The sequence below is a fragment of the Nocardioides potassii genome (assembly GCF_021648885.1).
GTDB lineage: Bacteria > Actinomycetota > Actinomycetes > Propionibacteriales > Nocardioidaceae > Nocardioides > Nocardioides potassii.
This window is the reverse complement of record NZ_JAKJHZ010000001.1, coordinates 106,166-121,827: the sequence shown is the minus strand read 5'-3', so window position 1 is coordinate 121,827 and position 15,662 is coordinate 106,166. Positions and strand designations below refer to the sequence as shown.

Genomic DNA, 15,662 nt, shown 5'->3' with positions numbered 1-15,662 from the left:
GGCTGGGAGGATGGCCAGGTGAGCTCGGGCACGCAGGACTTCCGTTTCCGCGACATCTGGCTGGTCACCTACGGCCCGTCGATCGTGTCCGCGGTCGGGCACGGCGCGATGATGCCGGTGCTCGCGCTGCGGGCGCGCGAGCTCGGCGCGGACGTCAGCACCGCTGCCGCGATCGTTGCGCTCACGAGCGTCGGGATGCTGCTCACGAGCCTGCCCGCGGGTGCGCTGGTGGCGCGGATCGGCGAACGGCGCGCGCTCATGGCGGCAGGGCTCGCGGACGCCGGGGCGATGACCACCGCAGCCCTCACCGACTCAGTGGCCGGACTGGCGGTCGCGGTCGTGCTGAGCGGGGCGTGCTGGACGATGTTCCTCATCGCTCGACAGGGCTTCTTGATCGACGTCGTCCCGGCCACGCACCGGGCCCGCGCGATGTCGTTCCTCGGCGGCTCCTACCGCGTGGGCGTCCTCGTCGGGCCGCTCATCGGCGCCGGGCTCATCGAGCTCGGTGGGCTGCGCAGCGTCTTCTGGCTGGGCGCCGCGATGTCGGTCTGCGCGGGCCTGCTCGCGGGCCTGATGCCCGACCTCGGCGAGGAGAAGCGGGCCGCGGCGAAGGAGACGGGGCACGTCAGCGTCTGGAGCGTCATCGCCGCCCACCGACGGGTCCTGTCCACGCTGGGCAGCGCCGTGGTGATCCTCGGCATGAGCCGGTCGCTCCGGCTGAGCCTGCTGCCGCTGTGGGCGGACCACATCGGCCTGTCGGCGTCCACGACGTCCTTGATCTTCGCCTTCGCCGCCGCCCTCGACGTCGCGCTGATGTGGCCGGGCGGCTTCCTGATGGACACCCGGGGCCGTCGGGTCGTGGCGGTCCCGGTGGTCCTCTCGATGGCCGTCGCGTGCCTGCTCCTCCCGCTCGCGCAGTCGGCGTGGTCCGTCGCGCTCGTGATGGCGCTCATCGCCGCGGGCAACGGGCTCGGCGCCGGGATCGTGATGACGCTCGGCGCGGACGCGTCGCCGACCGACGGCCGCTCGCAGTTCCTCGGCGCGTGGCGGCTCTGCGGCGACATCGGCAACTCCGGCGGTCCGCTGCTGGTCAGCGCGGTCGCGGCCGTCGCGCCGCTCGCCGTCGCCTGCCTCACGCTCGGCGCGCTCGGGCTGGCCGGCGCCGGGTGGGTCGGCTACTGGACCGGCCGCGTGGACCGCGACCGTCGTACGGCACCAGCGACGGTCAGCCGACGGTGACCGTGACCTCGTTGGAGACGGCGTCGGAGTCGGAGTCGACCACGCGGAACCGGTTGGGGCCGATGTTGCCGGTCTGCACGTAGGTGCCGAACGTGCCGCCCGACACCGAGGCGGTGACCGGGAAGTCGGTCCACGCGCCGTTCTCGAAGCGCTGCACCTGGAGGACCGCGCCCTCGCCGCTCTGGTAGGTGCCGGTGAGGTCGATCTGCTGCATCGGGCTGACCGACTGCTGCGCCACGCTGAGCGAGATCGGCTCCGCCGGTGCGGAGCTCTCCTCACTGGGGCTCGGATCGACGGGGTCGTCACTGGGCGTCGGCACGGAGCTGCCGGTGTCGGTGGGCTTGGGCAGGTTGAACGTCGACGGGCTCGCGCTGCCGTCGCTGGCGCTCGACGATCCGCCGATCCCCGCCGCCTTCACGCCCACCATGACCGCGAGCCCGCCGAGCAGCCCGATCACCACGGCCACCCCCACGAGGGCGAGCAGCCCCGCGAGCACGGGGCGGTCCTTCTCGGGTCCACGGGAGGCCATGGCGCCATTGTCCAAGATGGCCGGTGGCGAGGCCAACCGGCGGCCCGCGGTGGAGCAGCACGGCAGGATGGGGGCATGCAGTCACCGTTGCGACACGGCAAGGCAGCCCTCGGTACGACGATCGCGACCGGGGCGCTCGCCGCGATCTCCCAGGCGCCCGAGCGCGCGTCCCGCCTGCTGCGGCACCGCTACCCGACCGTCGCGGTCACCGGGATGACCGGCGTCGGCAAGACGCGGTTGGCCGACCGGCTGTCGCGGCGCGCGAGCGCCTCCTCCGCGGACCAGGGCGGCCAGGACGTCGGCTCGGCGGTCATGGAGCGTCGTACGCGCCGGGACCCGCGGATGCGCGGCTACCGGTTCCGGGTGGTGCCCGGCGAGAACGCGGCGACCCGCCTCGGTGCGCTCGACGAGGTGTTCCACGACGAGCCGGTCGACGGGGTGCTGCACGTCGTCGCCTGGGGGCACGCCACCCCGCGTCGTACGGGCGGCACGAGCGGTACGGCGACGGCGACCCGTGAGGAGCAGCTCGCCGCCGAGCTGGAGGACTGGTCGATCACGGCCCACCGGGTCGCCAGCATGGCCGTGCGGCGCGACCGCCCGACGTGGCTGGTGATCGCGGTGACCAAGGCCGACCTCTTCGCCGACGACGTGGACGAAGCGGTGCGGTACTACTCCCCCGGCAGCGGCTCGCCCTTCGGCGACAAGCTCGACGAGCTGCGGGCGCTCGCGGGTGGCGCCAGGCTCTCGATCGACGTGCTACCGGTCTGCGCCGAGGGCGACGGCCGCAAGGCCGCCATGCCCGACCTCCTCGGTCGCCTCGAGCTCCGGCTGGCCCAGCTGAGCGGGCACGTCTGAGCGGGCACTCTGAGGGCATCCACGACGGCTGGTCCAGACCTCCGGCGGACGTGGTTCACAACTTGACGACTTCGGGTTTCACGCCCGCCCAACGGGGCACAAGAGCCGCATGACCCGGCCGATCGCCATCAACCAGCGGGCGCTGCGTGGCGCCAAGGCGGAGCTGGACTCCGCGCGCGAGGACCTGAAGGCGGCGCTCGGCGACGTCGACCACCCCGCCGACGACTTCCCGTGGCGGGACCTCGTGGTCGAGGGCGTCCGCAGCCTCGTCGAGGACGCCGACCAGGTCGTGACCCGCTGCCGCAACATCGCCCAGGCGATCGACGACTCGATCATCGACTTCGACGAGCTCGACTCCCTGGTCGAGCAGTCCGCGCTGATGGCCATCCGGCTCGACGAGGTGAAGCCGTCGTGACCAAGGTGCTCGTCGACCGGATCGAGACCCAGCAGGACCAGCTGACCTTCGGTGACCCGATCGGTTGCCACTACCACTGGACCGAGCCGGGCGAGGTCGACGCCTACGGCGACTCCGTCCGCCACCTCGCCGCCAAGGTCGAGCTCGCGGTCGACGCGTTCGAGCGCACCTCCGGGCTGTCCGAGGACGTCTTCGCCGGCGAGGCGGCCGACACGCTCCGCGAGCGGGCGGCCCGGCGCCACGAGGAGTCGGCCCTCGTCCGCGACAACCTGCGCGGCCTCGGTCGCGCGATCAACGCCTACTCCGACGTGCTCCGCCGCCACCGCGACGGCCTCGCGGACCTGCGGGCGTTCGCCGTCTCGCGCGGGCTCGAGGTGCGTGACAACCGCATCTGGCCCCCGGTCGAGACGATCGCCGGCGACGCCTCCGAGAAGGAGATGGACGCCTGGGAGCGCGACTGGAAGACCTACCAGCGGTGCTTCGAGACCAAGATCGCGCTGCGCGACGCCCGCCGGCAGAGCACCCGCGAGCTGGTGAAGGCGCTGGCCGACTACGCCGACGTGCACCCGGACAAGGACAAGAAGAAGTTCGTCGCCGCTGGCGCCCACCAGGTGTCGTTCGGCGAGCTGCGGCGCGAGGCCGCCGAGGAGGCGATGGAGGCCGTCCAGGCCAACGACGCCGCGGACGCCGCGCGCCGTACGGTCGAGGGGTTGAAGCGGCGCGAGCAGTCCGCGCTCGACGACCTCGAGAAGATGCTGACCTCCGGCAAGGCCACACCGGAGGAGATCACGGCCCAGACCGACAAGGTGCAGGCGCTGCACCGCGAGCTGGTCGAGGCACGCACCGAGTCGCTCGACGCCGAGCGGATCGCCGACCGGGAGCAGGCCCAGGCCAATCGCGCCGCCCGCGACCTCCAGGCGGCCGAGCAGGGCAAGCCGCGCCTCGTCGCCGAGCAGATGGACTGGCAGCCGGTGACCAACCTCGAGGACCGTCTCGGCTGACGGGCCTCGTCAGCCGGGCGAGCCCTCGGCCGCGGCCGCCTGTGCCGCCCGCCGGTCGCGCTCTGCGACGGCGTACGGGTCGGTGCGGGCGTCGTAGCCCCAGAAGTCCCGCAGGGCGGCAGCCGTCAGCAGCACGCCACCGACGCACGCCGCGCCACCGCTCACGATCGACCCGCGCACCGACCACGCGTCGGCGACGAAGCCGGCGCGCGTCTCCCCGACCATCGGGCCGAGCGAGTACGACAGCATCTCGATGCCGGCGAGCCGCCCGCGCATCGTGTCCGGGATGGTCTGGTTCCACACCGTCGAGCGGAAGACGCCCGAGACCATGTCGGCCGCGCCCGACAGCGCGAGGAACACGCAGCACAGCCAGAACGACGGCATCAGCCCGGCGAGGGCGATGCACGCCCCGTAGGCGCTCGCCGCGATCACGATCGCGCGACCGTGGTGGTGGACCCGACCCACCCAGCCGCTCAGCGCGGTGGCCACCATCGCGCCGACGGTCTCCGCGGAGTAGAGCAGGCCGAGCAGCTCGGGACGCTCGAACACCTCGTGCGCGAGGGCCGGGAACAGCACGACCGGGATCGCCAGCATCATCGCCGCGATGTCGACGACGTAGGTCCCGAGCAGGTCGCGCCTGCGCAGGGCGTAGGTGAGCCCTTCCTGGATCCCCCGGAGGCTGGGGGGCGTCGTCTCGCCGTCGTGCGGGTATGGCCGCATGAGCGCGTAGAGGAGTGTGGCGACGACGTAGCCGGCCATGCCGACGAGGAAGCACCAGCCGACGCCGACGTAGGCGACCAGCAGACCGCCGGTCATCGGGCCGAGCAGGACGCCGAGCTGCATCGCGAAGCTGCTCAGGGCGTTGGCCGCGGCGATCTGGTCGTGCCGGACGGTCCGCGGCTCGAGGGCCTCCCGCGAGGGCCGCTGCATCGAGCTGACCGCCGCGTAGAGCGCGGCGAGCACGAAGATCACCCACACGCGCGGACTCGCCGAGAACGCGTTCCAGGCGAACAGCGCCATCAGCACCACCTGGGCCGCACCCGTCGACACGAGGAGCCGCCGGCGGTCGACGTGGTCGGCCAGCGCCCCGCCGTACAACCCGAAGACGACCAGCGGCACGAGCTCGACCAGCCCGACCAGGCCCACCATGAAGTTCGAGCCCGTCAGGTCGTAGATCGCGAACGGGACCGCGACGTAGGCCACCATGCTGCCGAGGTAGAACACGCTCCCGGCGGCGAAGAGCAGCCGGTAGTCGCGGGACTCGCGCAACGGCGTGACGTCCATCCGCATCGCCCGCAGTCGGGTTCTCCAGTCCACGAGCCCGGAGTGTCGCACCGAAACCGACCACCCCGCAGCCGGATTTCGTTGCGGCGGTCAGGTCGTCCTACGACCTCGGCCGGGCATCACCGGTCAGCCCGTCGAGAGCAGCCGTCAGGACGACGTGCCGCCTGTGCCGTCCTCGTGGGTCGAGTCACCGTCGGTGAGGTCCTTGGCGTCGGCGTCCTCGATGGGGTTGGGACCGGCTGCAACACCCGTGGGGTCGACGCCCTCGGTGCCCGCCTCGTCGTCGCTGGAGGGGCTGGTGCCGTCATCGGTCGTCATGGTTCCTCCTCGAGGGCCCGCGACGGACGGTCCGTCCCGGTCCGTCGAGTGTTGCGCTGCCGGCCCGGCAGGCGCACACCCCAGCGGGCGGTCGGGTCAGCGACGGATCCCCTTGCGCCACGCGCTGTAGGACGTGAGGCGCTGGCCGGCGGGCCGCTCCAGCCAGGGCCAGGGGTGCACCTGCGCGAGGTGGACCGACCGTGCGTGCCGGGCGAAGCCCGGGACGGGCGCGAAGGTCACGGCGACGGAGGTGCCGGCGAGCTCGTCCGGCACCCGGCCGAGGCGGACGTCGACGTCACGCCGCGCCGCGAGGTCGGCGAGGCACTCGGCGAGGAACACCAACCGCTTGCCCGAGAGGCGCAGGCGGCGCAGGAGCGGCTCGTCGAGGACGAAGACGACCGGGAGGTCCGGGTTCGCTGCCAGCGCCGGGTCCGCCTCGCCGAGCGACTCCGCGGTGAGCCACACGGCCGCCGGGGCGGCGTCGGTGACCACCTCGCCGGGCCCAGGGCCCGGCACGGCGATCACGCCCTCCCCCGCGCCCTCCCCTTCGCCCGCCGCGCCGTCGTACGACGTCACGCGCGGGCCGGGTGTCGCCTCCGGCCAGCCCTGGATCGGACACCGCTCCCTCAGCGCGCAGGAGCGGCACAGCAGGGGTGCGCGCTTCTCCACCTGCCACCGGCTGAAGCCGTAGGGCTTGCCGGTCGCGGTGCCGACGGTCCACTGCCAGCCGAGGCGGTTGGCCGCGCGGGAGCCGTCGAGGAGGTGCCGGAAGAAGTCGTCCTCCCCCTCGCGCCAGTCGCGACCGTGGCGCACCGTCCAGTGCGAGGACCACCACATGCGGGTCTGGTTGACCAGCCAGCCCTCGCCCTCGAGCTCGCGCCGCAGCCACGACGTGCACGCCATCTCGTCGTCGTCGTCCCAGTCCACCGCCACCTGCGGCCGGGGCTGATGACGACGCAGGGGCTCGGCCAGGTCGGCACCCAGCCCGGCGTAGAGGTGCCGGGCGAACTCCTGCCACAGCAGCTCGTCGCGGTAGCGACGCCGATCGCCCGACGGCGCGTCGGCGACCGCGTCCCACATCTCCGGCAGGCTCAGCAGCCCGTGGCGGATGTAGGGCGACATCCGGCTCGCTCCTCGTCGCGACTCCGGCAGCACCACCGAGCGCGACCGCGCGTAGCCGGTGATGTCGAGCGACGCCAGGGCGAGGTCGGCCGCCGCCTGCCCGCCACGAAGACCGCCCGGCCGGACGCCGTCGGGTCCCTCGAGCGTCAGGTGTCCGAGGTGGGTGGCGACCCACGCCACGACGGCGTCGGTGTCGTCGACCCGCGGCAGGGGGGCGAGCGCTGGCACTTCCTCACCCTGCCAGAGGCCTCCAGCGGAGCAGGTCAGCGGTCCGTGCCCGCGACCGCTCCGTCGGCGCCGACCTCGATGTCCTGCGGCCGACCGTGGAGGCCGAGCCCGGAGACGCGGGTCTCGCCGAACGCCCACGGCTGGACCGGGTCGACGACGAGCCCGTCCGCGTCGGGACGGAGCCCGAGCACCGAGGAGACGAGCGAGACCGCGGACGCCGCCGACCAGGCCTGGGGCCGGCACGCCGCCGGGTAGGGCAGCGGCGCGGGCTGGGCCGAGCGGGCGTCGCCGGCGAACAGCTCGGGCGGTCGACCGTCGAAGGCGGCCAGGGCGGCGAGCAGCGCGTCGGCGACGGGGCCGGCCTCGGGCCGCCCCTCGGCGGCGAGGCCGGACAGGCAGATCGCCGTGTCGTGCGGCCAGACCGAGCCGACGTGGTAGCCCGTCGGCGAGTAGCCGGCCGCCTGGGTGGACAGCGTCCGGATGCCGAAGCCGGACAGCATGTCGGGGCCGACGAGCCGGCGGGCCACGACGTCCACCCCGTCCGGGTCGAGGATGCCGGTGCCGAGCAGGTGACCGATGTTGCTGGTCAGCGAGACGACCGGCCGCTTGTCGCGGTCGAGCGCGATCGCCGGGAAGGCGCCGAGCGCGTCCTCGACCCAGAACCGCTGCGCGAACTCGCCCCGCAGCCGCTCGGCCCACTCCCGCCACTGGTCGGTGCCCGACCGGCCGAACGCCTCGAGCAGGTCGGCGCCCCGCACCGCGGCGGCGTACGCGTAGCCCTGCACCTCCGACAGCGCGAGCGGCGCCCTGGCCCGGGACCCGTCGCTGCGACGTACGGCGTCCCCGGAGTCCTTCCAGCCCTGGTTGGACAGGCCGTGGCCGGACCGGTCGACGTACTCGAGCAGGCCGTCGCCGTCGGCGTCCCCGTGCTCGACCGCCCAGGCCAAGGCGCGCTCGAGCGCCGGCAGCAGCCGCTCGACCTGGTCGTCGGGCGCGCCCCACCGCCAGGCGTCGTGCAGGGTCAGCGCCCAGAGCGGGGTGGCGTCGATGGTGCCGTAGTAGACCGGCGGGAGGTGGCGGTCGCCACCGTCCTCGTCGGCCTCGTTGAGGCTGAAGCCGGCCGAGCGGACCTCGTGCAGGATCTTGCCGGGCTCCTCGGCGGTGACGTCGTCGGTGCGGGTGCCCTGCCGGTGCGCCAGCAGCCGCAGGGTGGACATCGCCAGGTCGGTCGAGACGGGCAGCAGCATTCGCGCGGTCCAGAGGCTGTCACGCCCGAAGAGGGTGAGGAACCACGGCGCTCCCGCTCCGACGAACTCCTCCTCGACACCGTCCGCCCCCGGCGCCGCGAGCCGCAGCAGCCGCAGGTCGTCGAGGCAGCGCTCCACGACCGGGCCGAGCCGACGGTCGGAGCTCTGGACCTCGACGTGGTTCCACCCCGGCTCCCGACTCGGTGCCGTCACCGCGGCGCGGGTGTCGTCGAGGGTGAGGAGCAGCTCGTGGGTGACCGACTCGCCGGGGGGCACGACGACCTCCCAGGTGGCGCGGGCGTGGTCGCCGTCGTGCGTGGTGTGCGCCCCGGGCAGCCGGAGCACCGCGCGCAGCGCGTCCTGCTGCCAGCTCAGCACGTGACCGCCCACACCCTCCGGCGCCACCGGCGCGCGACCCGTCCCGGCCTTCACCCCGTCCAGGGGGGCGAGGTCCGCGCCGACGAGCAGGCCGAGGGTGCACGCCACCGGCTCGGCCGCGGTGCTCGAGATGATGTAGCGCTCGCGGACCAGCCCGGGCTCGACGTGGCGCTGCCGCTCGACGCGCACGGTCGGGTCGGGACCGGGGTCGCCGAGGTGGCGCGGCACGGCGACGTAGGTCGTGGAGTCCCCGCGCACGCTGTGCGAGGCGACGGCCGCGGGCTCCCGTCCGTCCACGTCGAGCCGCAGCACGGAGATCACCCGCCTCTCGCCGTGGAGCACCCCCTCGAGGCCGCTCCGGGCGCCCGGACCGCCCACCTGCCCGTCCGCAGCCGACCACACCTGAGTCGGCGCGGCCAGGGTGAGCGACAGGTCGTGCAGCCACGGCTGCTGCTGGACGTCGTCGTGCTCCATCGAGGGACCCTTCGGTTCGGAGGTGCAGCCCGTCACACGTTCGGGGGGTGACAGCCAGTGTGACGTGGGTTACGGTTTGAGCGCTCAAACATTTGAGCGCTCAAACACAGTAGTGGTCCGCAGCCCCACCCGCCACCACCCCTGTCACGGATCGACCACCAGCCGAGGAGGACCGCGATGGCATCCCACGAGCCCGCCACGCTCGACTCGGTCGCTGCCCGCGCGGGCGTCTCGCGCCAGACGGTCTCCAACGTGCTGCGCCACCCGGCGCGCGTCGCCGACGCGACCCGCGAGCGGGTGCTGGCCGCGATCCGGGAGAGCGGCTACCGGCCCTCGCTGCCGGCCCGCCAGCTCGCCACCCGCCGCGCCCACGCGATCGCCGTACGCGCCGAGCGGCAGCAGGACGGCATCTCGGGCCTCGTGCTCGACGCGTTCTACCACGGGCTCGCGGAGGCCGGGCAGGACAACGGCCTGCGGGTGGTGCTCTACGCCCAGCCCGCCGACGAGGCCACCGAGCTCGAGGTCATCGACGACCTCGTGCAGACCGGCGCTGCCGACGCCGTGGTGCTCACCGCGACGAGCGCCGACGACCAGCGACCGGCCTACCTCTCGGGCAGCGGTACGACGTTCTGCGCCTTCGGCCGGCCCTGGGGCCACGACGACGACCCGCACGACTGGGTCGACGTCGACGGCGCGGTCGGGACCGGTCTCGCGGTCGAGCACCTGCTCGGCCTGGGTCGCCGCTCGATCGCCTACCTCGGCTGGCCCGGCGACGGTGCCGAGCCGAGCACCGGCAGCGACCGCCGCCGGGGCTGGCTCGAGGCGATCAGCGCCGCCGGGACCGGAACGCCCCTGGAGGTCCACAGCGTGAACGACGTCGCCGCCGCCGAGACCGCGGTCGCCTCCCTCCTCTCCGGCGCCGACGCCCCGGACGCGATCGTGTGCGCCAGCGACACCCTCGCGCTCGGCGCGCACCGGGCCGCGCTCGCCGCGGCCGGCGTCGGGATCCCGGCGACGGTCGTCGGGTTCGACGCCACCCCCGTCGCGGCGGCCCTCGGTCTCGCCAGCGTCGCGCAGCCGATCGACCAGGCCGCCCACCTCTGCATCGACCTGCTGACCGGTCGTTTCGAGTCTCCGGACCGACCGGCTCGCGGCGTCCTCGTGCCGCCCGTCCTCCGCCTCCCCACCTGAGAGCCCCGAACCGCCCCCGTCCACGCCCGCACCATCCCTCCCCCGCACCTCCGATCCACCCATGAAGGAGCACCACATGTCCGCCACCTCCCGCACCACCCGCACTGGCCGCACCGGCCGCACCGGCCGCCGCCGTACGTCCCTCGTGGCGCTGGCGCTCGGCTCGTCGATCGCGCTCGCCGCCTGCGGTGGCGGCGGGTTCGAGGACGACTCCGCCGACGAGCCGGCATCCTCGGGCGACGGTCCCGCCGAGCTGCAGGTCCTCATCGCCAGCAGCGGTGACGCCGAGACCAAGGCGGTCGAGGACGCCGCGAACGCGTGGGCCGAGGAGAGCGGCAACGAGGTCGAGGTCGTGGTGGCCAACGACATCGGCCAGCAGCTCTCGCAGGGCTTCGCGGGCGGCAACCCGCCCGACGTCTTCTACGTGGATGCCAGTGTGTTCGGCGACTACGCCGAGGCCGGGAACCTCTACCCCTACATGGACCAGCTCGAGGGCGCCGATGACTTCTACCCCAACCTCGTCGACACCTTCACCCTCGACGACCAGGCCTACTGCGCCCCGAAGGACTTCTCCACCCTCGCGCTCGAGATCAACACCGCGTCGTGGAAGAAGGCCGGCCTCACCGACGCCGACATCCCCACCACGTGGGACGAGCTGTCCGACGTCGCGCAGAAGCTGACCACGCCCGACCAGGCCGGCCTCGTGCTGGGCATCGGACGCGACCGCGTCGGCGCCTTCCTCGTGCAGAACGGCGGTTGGTGGGTCGACGCCGACAGCGGCGAGGCGACCGCGACCGAGCCGTCCAACGTCGAGGCGCTCGAGTACGTCCAGGGCCTCCTGAAGGACGGCTCGGCCGTCCTCGCCCCCGACGTCGACGCCGGCTGGGGCGGCGAGGGCTTCGGCACCGAGAAGGCCGCGATGACGATCGAGGGCAACTGGATCCGCGGCGCCATGGAGAACGACTACCCGGACGTCGACTACACCGTCGCGGAGCTCCCGGAGGGCCCGGCCGGCAAGGGCACGCTGCTGTTCACCCAGTGCTACGGCATCGCCGCCGACTCCCCCAACCAGGAGGCCGCCGTGTCGCTCGTGGAGGCGCTCACCACCCCTGAGCAGCAGCTGAAGAACGCCGACGCCTTCGGTGTCATGCCGAGCCGCGAGTCCGCCCAGGCCGACTACGTCGACCAGTTCCCGGAGGACGCGCCGTTCATCGCCGGTGGTGACTACGGCCAGGGCCCGGTCAACCTCCCCGGTCTCGGCCCGGTCGTCGCCGACCTCGACTCGCAGCTCGAGCAGCTCAAGACCGCCGACGTCACCGGCATCCTCGAGTCCTTCCAGAAGAACGCCGACGCGGAGCTGCAGTGAGCCGCTCCTCGAGCATCCGCACGGGCCAGGCCAGGGCGGGGTGGGCATTCGTCTCCCCCACCCTGGTGGTCCTGGGGCTGTTCCTCGCGGTCCCGGTGCTGATGGCTCTGTGGGTCTCCTTCACCGACTGGAACGGCCGGGGCAGCCCGTTCGCGTCCGGCACCGGCTTCGTCGGGCTCGACAACTACCGCGAGCTCGTCGGTGAGCAGGGCGGCCTGACGCGGTCGGACTTCATGACCTCGCTGCGCAACAACTTCTTCTACGTGCTGCTGGTCGTCCCGCTGCAGACGGCGTTCGCACTGTTCCTCGCGCTGGTGCTCAACCAGCGGATGCTCAAGGGGGTCGGCTTCTTCCGCACCGCCTTCTACTTCCCGTCGGTGGTCAGCTCGGTCGCGATCAGCCTGGTGTTCCTGTTCCTCTTCAGCGGCGGCGGCGTCATCAACACGCTGCTGGACGCGATCGGCATCGACGGGCCCACGTGGTTCAACGACTCGCGCGGCCTGCTGCACCTGCTCGGCGACGGGCTGGGGCTGTGGAACGCCTCGGCCCCGCCGTCCGGGCTGACCGACGGAGGAGTCCTGGGCCTGACGTGGTGGGACTGGCTCGCCGGCCCCAGCGTCGCGCTGTCGGTCATCATCATGCTCGTCGTCTGGACGACCGCTGGCACCTTCATGCTGATGTTCCTCGCCGCGCTGCAGGACCTCCCGCTCGAGGTCGAGGAGGCCGCGCGCATCGACGGCGCCGGGCGCTGGGGCGTGTTCCGCAACGTCACGCTGCCCCACCTGCGGCCCACGATGCTGCTCGTCACGACGCTCGGACTGATCGGCACGTGGCAGGTCTTCGACCAGGTGTACGTCATGACGAAGGGCGGGCCGGGCAAGACGACCCTCACCCCCGCCTACCTGTCGTACTCCTATGCCTTCGACAACCAGAAGTGGGGCATTGCAGCGGCCATGGCGTTCGTGCTGTTCCTCATCATCTTCGCGATGACGACCTTCCAGCGGTTCCTCTTCCGCGACAAGGACGCCATCGAGACCAAGCGGCAGGAGCGTCGTACGCGCAGGCTCCGCGCGCGCAGCGCCGCCGAGGGAGGTACGGCGTCGTGAGCACGCAGACCACCGAGACCGCCACCGCGGTGGCGGCCACCGGCAAGCCGCCGGAGACCAAGCCGATGGTCGGTGACCGCACGGCGCTGTGGCTGTTCCTGGGCTACGTCGTGCTGGTCTTCTTCTCCGTCGTCTACCTCTACCCCTTCGTGGTCCAGGTGACGACGTCGTTCAAGACCAACCCCGATGCCGTGGCCAGCCCGCTGTCGCCGGTCGCCCACCCGTTCACGCTCCAGGCGTTCCGGCGGCTCTTCGACACCGACTTCCCGCTCTGGTCGCTCAACTCGATCATCGTCACCCTGCTCGTCACAGCCGGGCGGGTGTTCTTCTGCTCGCTCGCCGGCTACGCGCTCGCGCGCATCAAGTTCCGCGGGCGGCAGGCGGTCTTCACCTCGATCCTCGCGGTGATGGCGGTGCCCGGGGTCGTGCTGCTGATCCCGAAGTTCCTGGTGCTGCGCTACCTCGGCCTCTACGACACGTTCCCGGCGCTCTTCCTGCCCCTGCTGGTCGACGCCGCGGGCGTCTTCATCATGAAGCAGTTCTTCGAGACCATCCCCGAGTCGGTCGAGGAGGCGGCCCGCATCGACGGAGCCAGCACGTTCCGGATCTTCTGGTCGGTCGTGCTGCCGATGGCGAGGCCGGCGCTCATCACGCTCACGATCCTGTCCTTCCAGGGCTCGTGGAACGAGCTGCCGCACTTCCTGATCGCCTCACGCGACCCGGACCTGTTCACCCTCACCAAGGGTGTCGCGACGCTCACCAGCGGCCAGCTCGGCTCGGGCAACCAGTACCCGATCTCGATGGCCGCGGCGCTGCTGATGACCATCCCGGTCGCGATCGTCTTCTTCGTCTTCCAGAAGTACCTCGTGCGTGGAGGTACGGCAGGGGCGGAGAAGGGCTGACCCACCGACTCCGGCGCCGGGCGGGTCCGCCTCCTAGCACCGCCCGGCGCCGGCACACCTCGTCGGAACGGTCGATCAGGCGAGCGCGCGTACCTCGTAGCGCATGGTCCCCTTGAGCTTGTCGTCGCCGCACGACTGCCGTCGCGGCGGGCCGGGCACGGCGACGAGCTCGTCGGCCGGGTCGCCGCCGGCGAGCACGTGCAGCTCGTGCGCCTGCTCCACACCGGACCGGCCCGCACGGCCGCGGACGTGGTCGAGCGGCACCTCGCCGCGTGCGACGGCCTCGCAGGCGGCGAGCGCGGTCGCGGTGTCGAGACGACCCAGCGTCAGCCCGCTCGGCAGGGCGAGCAGCGTGCCCGAGAAGCGGTGGCCGCCGAGGTGGGTGGTCTCCCACGTGCCGTCGGGCCACTCCTCGCTCAGGAGGCCGGCGATGGGCCGGCCGATCTCCGCGCAGCAGCGGTCGCGCTTGCCGTTGGTGCAGACCAGCCAGAGCGGGTCGTCGTACGGCGTCAGGGTGGCCGAGCCGGGCCCGAGGTCGAGCCCGACGAGGTCCTCGGGGCGGTCGAGCACAGCGCGGCGGACGTCGTAGCCGTCGGCGGTGGCACTCGCGTGGAAGACGTGGGTGCCGGGTCCGGCGCTGCCGTCGTACCGCCGCAGCAGGAAGACCTTCAGGTCGAGCCCGGCGAGGTGGTCGCGCACGACCTCGGGGAGGCGGTTGTCGGTGACCGCCTCGCGTCCCCACGGGCCGGGGCACTCGACGAGCAGGATCTCGGGGTCGGTCGGTGCGGTGCCGATGATGGGCTCGGCGTCCTCGACGCTCGCGACGGAGCAGCGGAAGTCAGGCACCGCACCAGTCTCGCCGACGGGGCACCGCTCAGTACTTCTGCCCCTGCCAGAGCAGACCCGCGGCGGCCGACTCGGTCGGGTTGCACCAGCCGCCGTAGGTGCGCTGGGCACCCGAGGTGACGAGGAAGGTCGCGCAGTCGGCTGCGTGCTCGAGCGGCGCCCAGTCGGGCTGCATCGGAGCGGTCGGGCCGCTGGGGTTCGTGTCGGCGACGAAGACCTCGCCGGACCGCTTCTCCATCGCCCGGAAGCCCTTGAGCGTGCCACCCCAGTTGTAGAACTGGCGCCAGTGCGCGCACTCGTGGATGGCCACGGCGAGCTTGGACGCCTCCGTCTCCGAGGTGACGGCGTTGATCTCGGCGACGTCGATGGCGATGCCGTACTGGAAGTCGAAGACCGCGTCGCGCTTCTGCGCGATGGTGTGCCCGGTGTCGAGGGTGATGCTCGCGCTGGGGCAGAGGTCCTTGATCGGCGCGTAGAAGCGGGCCTGGTCACCGGTGTACATCGACTGGTTCTCGAAACGCACCGACACCGGATCGGAGACGATGCTGCGGCGCGCCTTGCGCGGTCCGGAGGTGATCCTCTTGGTCTTGAGCCGGTAGTCGACGGTCTGCACCGGCACGCCGGCCGGGACGACGTGGGCGGGCACGGCGGCCAGCACGAAGCCCGACTTCCTGATCCTGCCGCGGGCGCCGGGCACCGTGGTCCACGTCCCGCCGTCGACACGGGACTGGACGAACACCTTCTTCGGGAGGATCGGCCTGACGCCGCGGTAGGTCTTCCACGCCACGCCGAGCTGGATGCCCGTCCCGGAACCGCGGACCGCGGCCTGGAAGGTGAAGCCGTCGATCCGGTTGTACTTCTGCCCCCAGAAGGCGAACAGCGGGCGGCGGGCGGCGCGCAGCGAGGTCGCCCGGGGCTCGAGCGTCCTGGGTGACGCGGGTCGGAGCAGGGTGTCGCGCGTCACGAGGGGCGCGTCCGCGACGCGGTCGTCACCCCCCGACGGGGTGGCCGACGCCACGGGCGCCACCAGGACCGGGGTGAGGGCCACCGCGGCTGCGGCGACTGCGACGGTCAGGCGACGACGTACGTGCATGGGGGCTCCCCGGGTCTCGAGATCGGTCCCGCCCACCTACCCGCTGGGCGCGGACCGAAACGCTCCCG

15 protein-coding genes are annotated in these 15,662 nt (G+C 72.8%); 8 read left to right on the top strand and 7 right to left on the bottom strand.

All coding sequences use genetic code 11. From position 1 onward, the window contains the following. Positions 1-18 precede the first annotated feature (18 nt). Positions 19-1,239: an MFS transporter gene (locus L2K70_RS00580; RefSeq protein WP_236397445.1), complete on the top strand. Its 1,221-nt coding sequence runs from the start codon at positions 19-21 to the stop codon at positions 1,237-1,239. On the opposite strand, the gene L2K70_RS00575 is transcribed toward L2K70_RS00580, so the two are convergent. Next, positions 1,226-1,768 carry a hypothetical protein gene (locus tag L2K70_RS00575; RefSeq protein WP_236397443.1) on the bottom strand — a complete coding sequence of 181 codons (543 nt, stop codon included), beginning with the start codon at positions 1,766-1,768 and terminating at the stop codon, positions 1,226-1,228. The genes L2K70_RS00580 and L2K70_RS00575 overlap by 14 nt on opposite strands. Before the next feature lie 75 nt (positions 1,769-1,843). On the opposite strand from L2K70_RS00575, the gene L2K70_RS00570 reads away from it, so the two are divergent. The 3 genes from L2K70_RS00570 to L2K70_RS00560 all read left to right on the top strand — a co-directional run bounded on the left by L2K70_RS00570 (position 1,844) and on the right by L2K70_RS00560 (position 4,039). After that, positions 1,844-2,623 (top strand): hypothetical protein, encoded by a 780-nt coding sequence (locus L2K70_RS00570; RefSeq protein ID WP_236397441.1) that lies wholly within the window; start codon positions 1,844-1,846, stop codon positions 2,621-2,623. 109 nt (positions 2,624-2,732) lie between these two features. Then, entirely contained in the window at positions 2,733-3,038 is a 306-nt protein-coding gene (locus L2K70_RS00565) for a hypothetical protein (RefSeq protein ID WP_236397439.1), read from the top strand. Then, a complete protein-coding gene (locus tag L2K70_RS00560; RefSeq protein ID WP_236397436.1) occupies positions 3,035-4,039 on the top strand; it encodes a hypothetical protein in 1,005 nt (334 codons plus the stop codon). The genes L2K70_RS00565 and L2K70_RS00560 overlap by 4 nt, the downstream gene beginning before the upstream one ends. A 9-nt stretch (positions 4,040-4,048) precedes the next feature. Here L2K70_RS00560 and L2K70_RS00555 read toward each other — a convergent pair whose 3' ends face one another. From L2K70_RS00555 to L2K70_RS00540, 4 genes are all read right to left on the bottom strand, one after another. Continuing rightward, positions 4,049-5,356: an MFS transporter gene (locus L2K70_RS00555; RefSeq protein WP_236397433.1), complete on the bottom strand. Its 1,308-nt coding sequence runs from the start codon at positions 5,354-5,356 to the stop codon at positions 4,049-4,051. Positions 5,357-5,470: 114 nt separating this feature from the next. Continuing rightward, a complete protein-coding gene (locus L2K70_RS00550) occupies positions 5,471-5,641 on the bottom strand; it encodes a hypothetical protein (protein ID WP_236397431.1) in 171 nt (56 codons plus the stop codon). A 96-nt stretch (positions 5,642-5,737) separates the two neighbouring features. Further along, on the bottom strand, positions 5,738-6,991 hold the full coding sequence (locus L2K70_RS00545) for an FAD-binding domain-containing protein (protein WP_236397428.1): 1,254 nt from the start codon (positions 6,989-6,991) through the stop codon (positions 5,738-5,740). A gap of 35 nt (positions 6,992-7,026) precedes the next feature. Then, positions 7,027-9,090, bottom strand: coding sequence for a glycogen debranching N-terminal domain-containing protein (locus tag L2K70_RS00540; RefSeq protein WP_236397425.1), 2,064 nt, complete (start codon positions 9,088-9,090; stop codon positions 7,027-7,029). Between the two features lie 177 nt (positions 9,091-9,267). On the opposite strand from L2K70_RS00540, the gene L2K70_RS00535 reads away from it, so the two are divergent. The 4 genes from L2K70_RS00535 to L2K70_RS00520 all read left to right on the top strand — a co-directional run bounded on the left by L2K70_RS00535 (position 9,268) and on the right by L2K70_RS00520 (position 13,655). After that, on the top strand, positions 9,268-10,281 hold the full coding sequence (locus L2K70_RS00535; RefSeq protein ID WP_236397422.1) for a LacI family DNA-binding transcriptional regulator: 1,014 nt from the start codon (positions 9,268-9,270) through the stop codon (positions 10,279-10,281). Between the two features lie 76 nt (positions 10,282-10,357). Next, positions 10,358-11,647 (top strand): sugar ABC transporter substrate-binding protein, encoded by a 1,290-nt coding sequence (locus L2K70_RS00530; RefSeq protein ID WP_236397420.1) that lies wholly within the window; start codon positions 10,358-10,360, stop codon positions 11,645-11,647. Beyond that, on the top strand, positions 11,644-12,753 hold the full coding sequence (locus L2K70_RS00525) for a carbohydrate ABC transporter permease (protein ID WP_236397417.1): 1,110 nt from the start codon (positions 11,644-11,646) through the stop codon (positions 12,751-12,753). The genes L2K70_RS00530 and L2K70_RS00525 overlap by 4 nt, the downstream gene beginning before the upstream one ends. Continuing rightward, positions 12,750-13,655, top strand: a complete 906-nt coding sequence (locus L2K70_RS00520; protein WP_236397415.1) for a carbohydrate ABC transporter permease — start codon at positions 12,750-12,752, stop codon at positions 13,653-13,655. The genes L2K70_RS00525 and L2K70_RS00520 overlap by 4 nt, the downstream gene beginning before the upstream one ends. A gap of 75 nt (positions 13,656-13,730) precedes the next feature. Here the strand turns inward: L2K70_RS00520 and L2K70_RS00515 are convergent, their stop codons facing one another. Both L2K70_RS00515 and L2K70_RS00510 read right to left on the bottom strand, forming a co-directional pair. Next, positions 13,731-14,501: a sucrase ferredoxin gene (locus L2K70_RS00515; RefSeq protein WP_236397412.1), complete on the bottom strand. Its 771-nt coding sequence runs from the start codon at positions 14,499-14,501 to the stop codon at positions 13,731-13,733. A gap of 28 nt (positions 14,502-14,529) precedes the next feature. Next, positions 14,530-15,594 carry a hypothetical protein gene (locus L2K70_RS00510; protein ID WP_236397410.1) on the bottom strand — a complete coding sequence of 355 codons (1,065 nt, stop codon included), beginning with the start codon at positions 15,592-15,594 and terminating at the stop codon, positions 14,530-14,532. Positions 15,595-15,662: the final 68 nt, after the last annotated feature.

Coding starts and splice junctions, on each gene's coding strand:
- L2K70_RS00575 (WP_236397443.1), bottom strand. CDS start 1,768: ATGGCCTCCCGTGGACCCGAGAAGGACCGCCCCGTGCTCGCGGGGCTG.
- L2K70_RS00570 (WP_236397441.1), top strand. CDS start 1,844: ATGCAGTCACCGTTGCGACACGGCAAGGCAGCCCTCGGTACGACGATC.
- L2K70_RS00565 (WP_236397439.1), top strand. CDS start 2,733: ATGACCCGGCCGATCGCCATCAACCAGCGGGCGCTGCGTGGCGCCAAG.
- L2K70_RS00550 (WP_236397431.1), bottom strand. CDS start 5,641: ATGACGACCGATGACGGCACCAGCCCCTCCAGCGACGACGAGGCGGGC.
- L2K70_RS00540 (WP_236397425.1), bottom strand. CDS start 9,090: ATGGAGCACGACGACGTCCAGCAGCAGCCGTGGCTGCACGACCTGTCG.
- L2K70_RS00535 (WP_236397422.1), top strand. CDS start 9,268: ATGGCATCCCACGAGCCCGCCACGCTCGACTCGGTCGCTGCCCGCGCG.
- L2K70_RS00530 (WP_236397420.1), top strand. CDS start 10,358: ATGTCCGCCACCTCCCGCACCACCCGCACTGGCCGCACCGGCCGCACC.
- L2K70_RS00510 (WP_236397410.1), bottom strand. CDS start 15,594: ATGCACGTACGTCGTCGCCTGACCGTCGCAGTCGCCGCAGCCGCGGTG.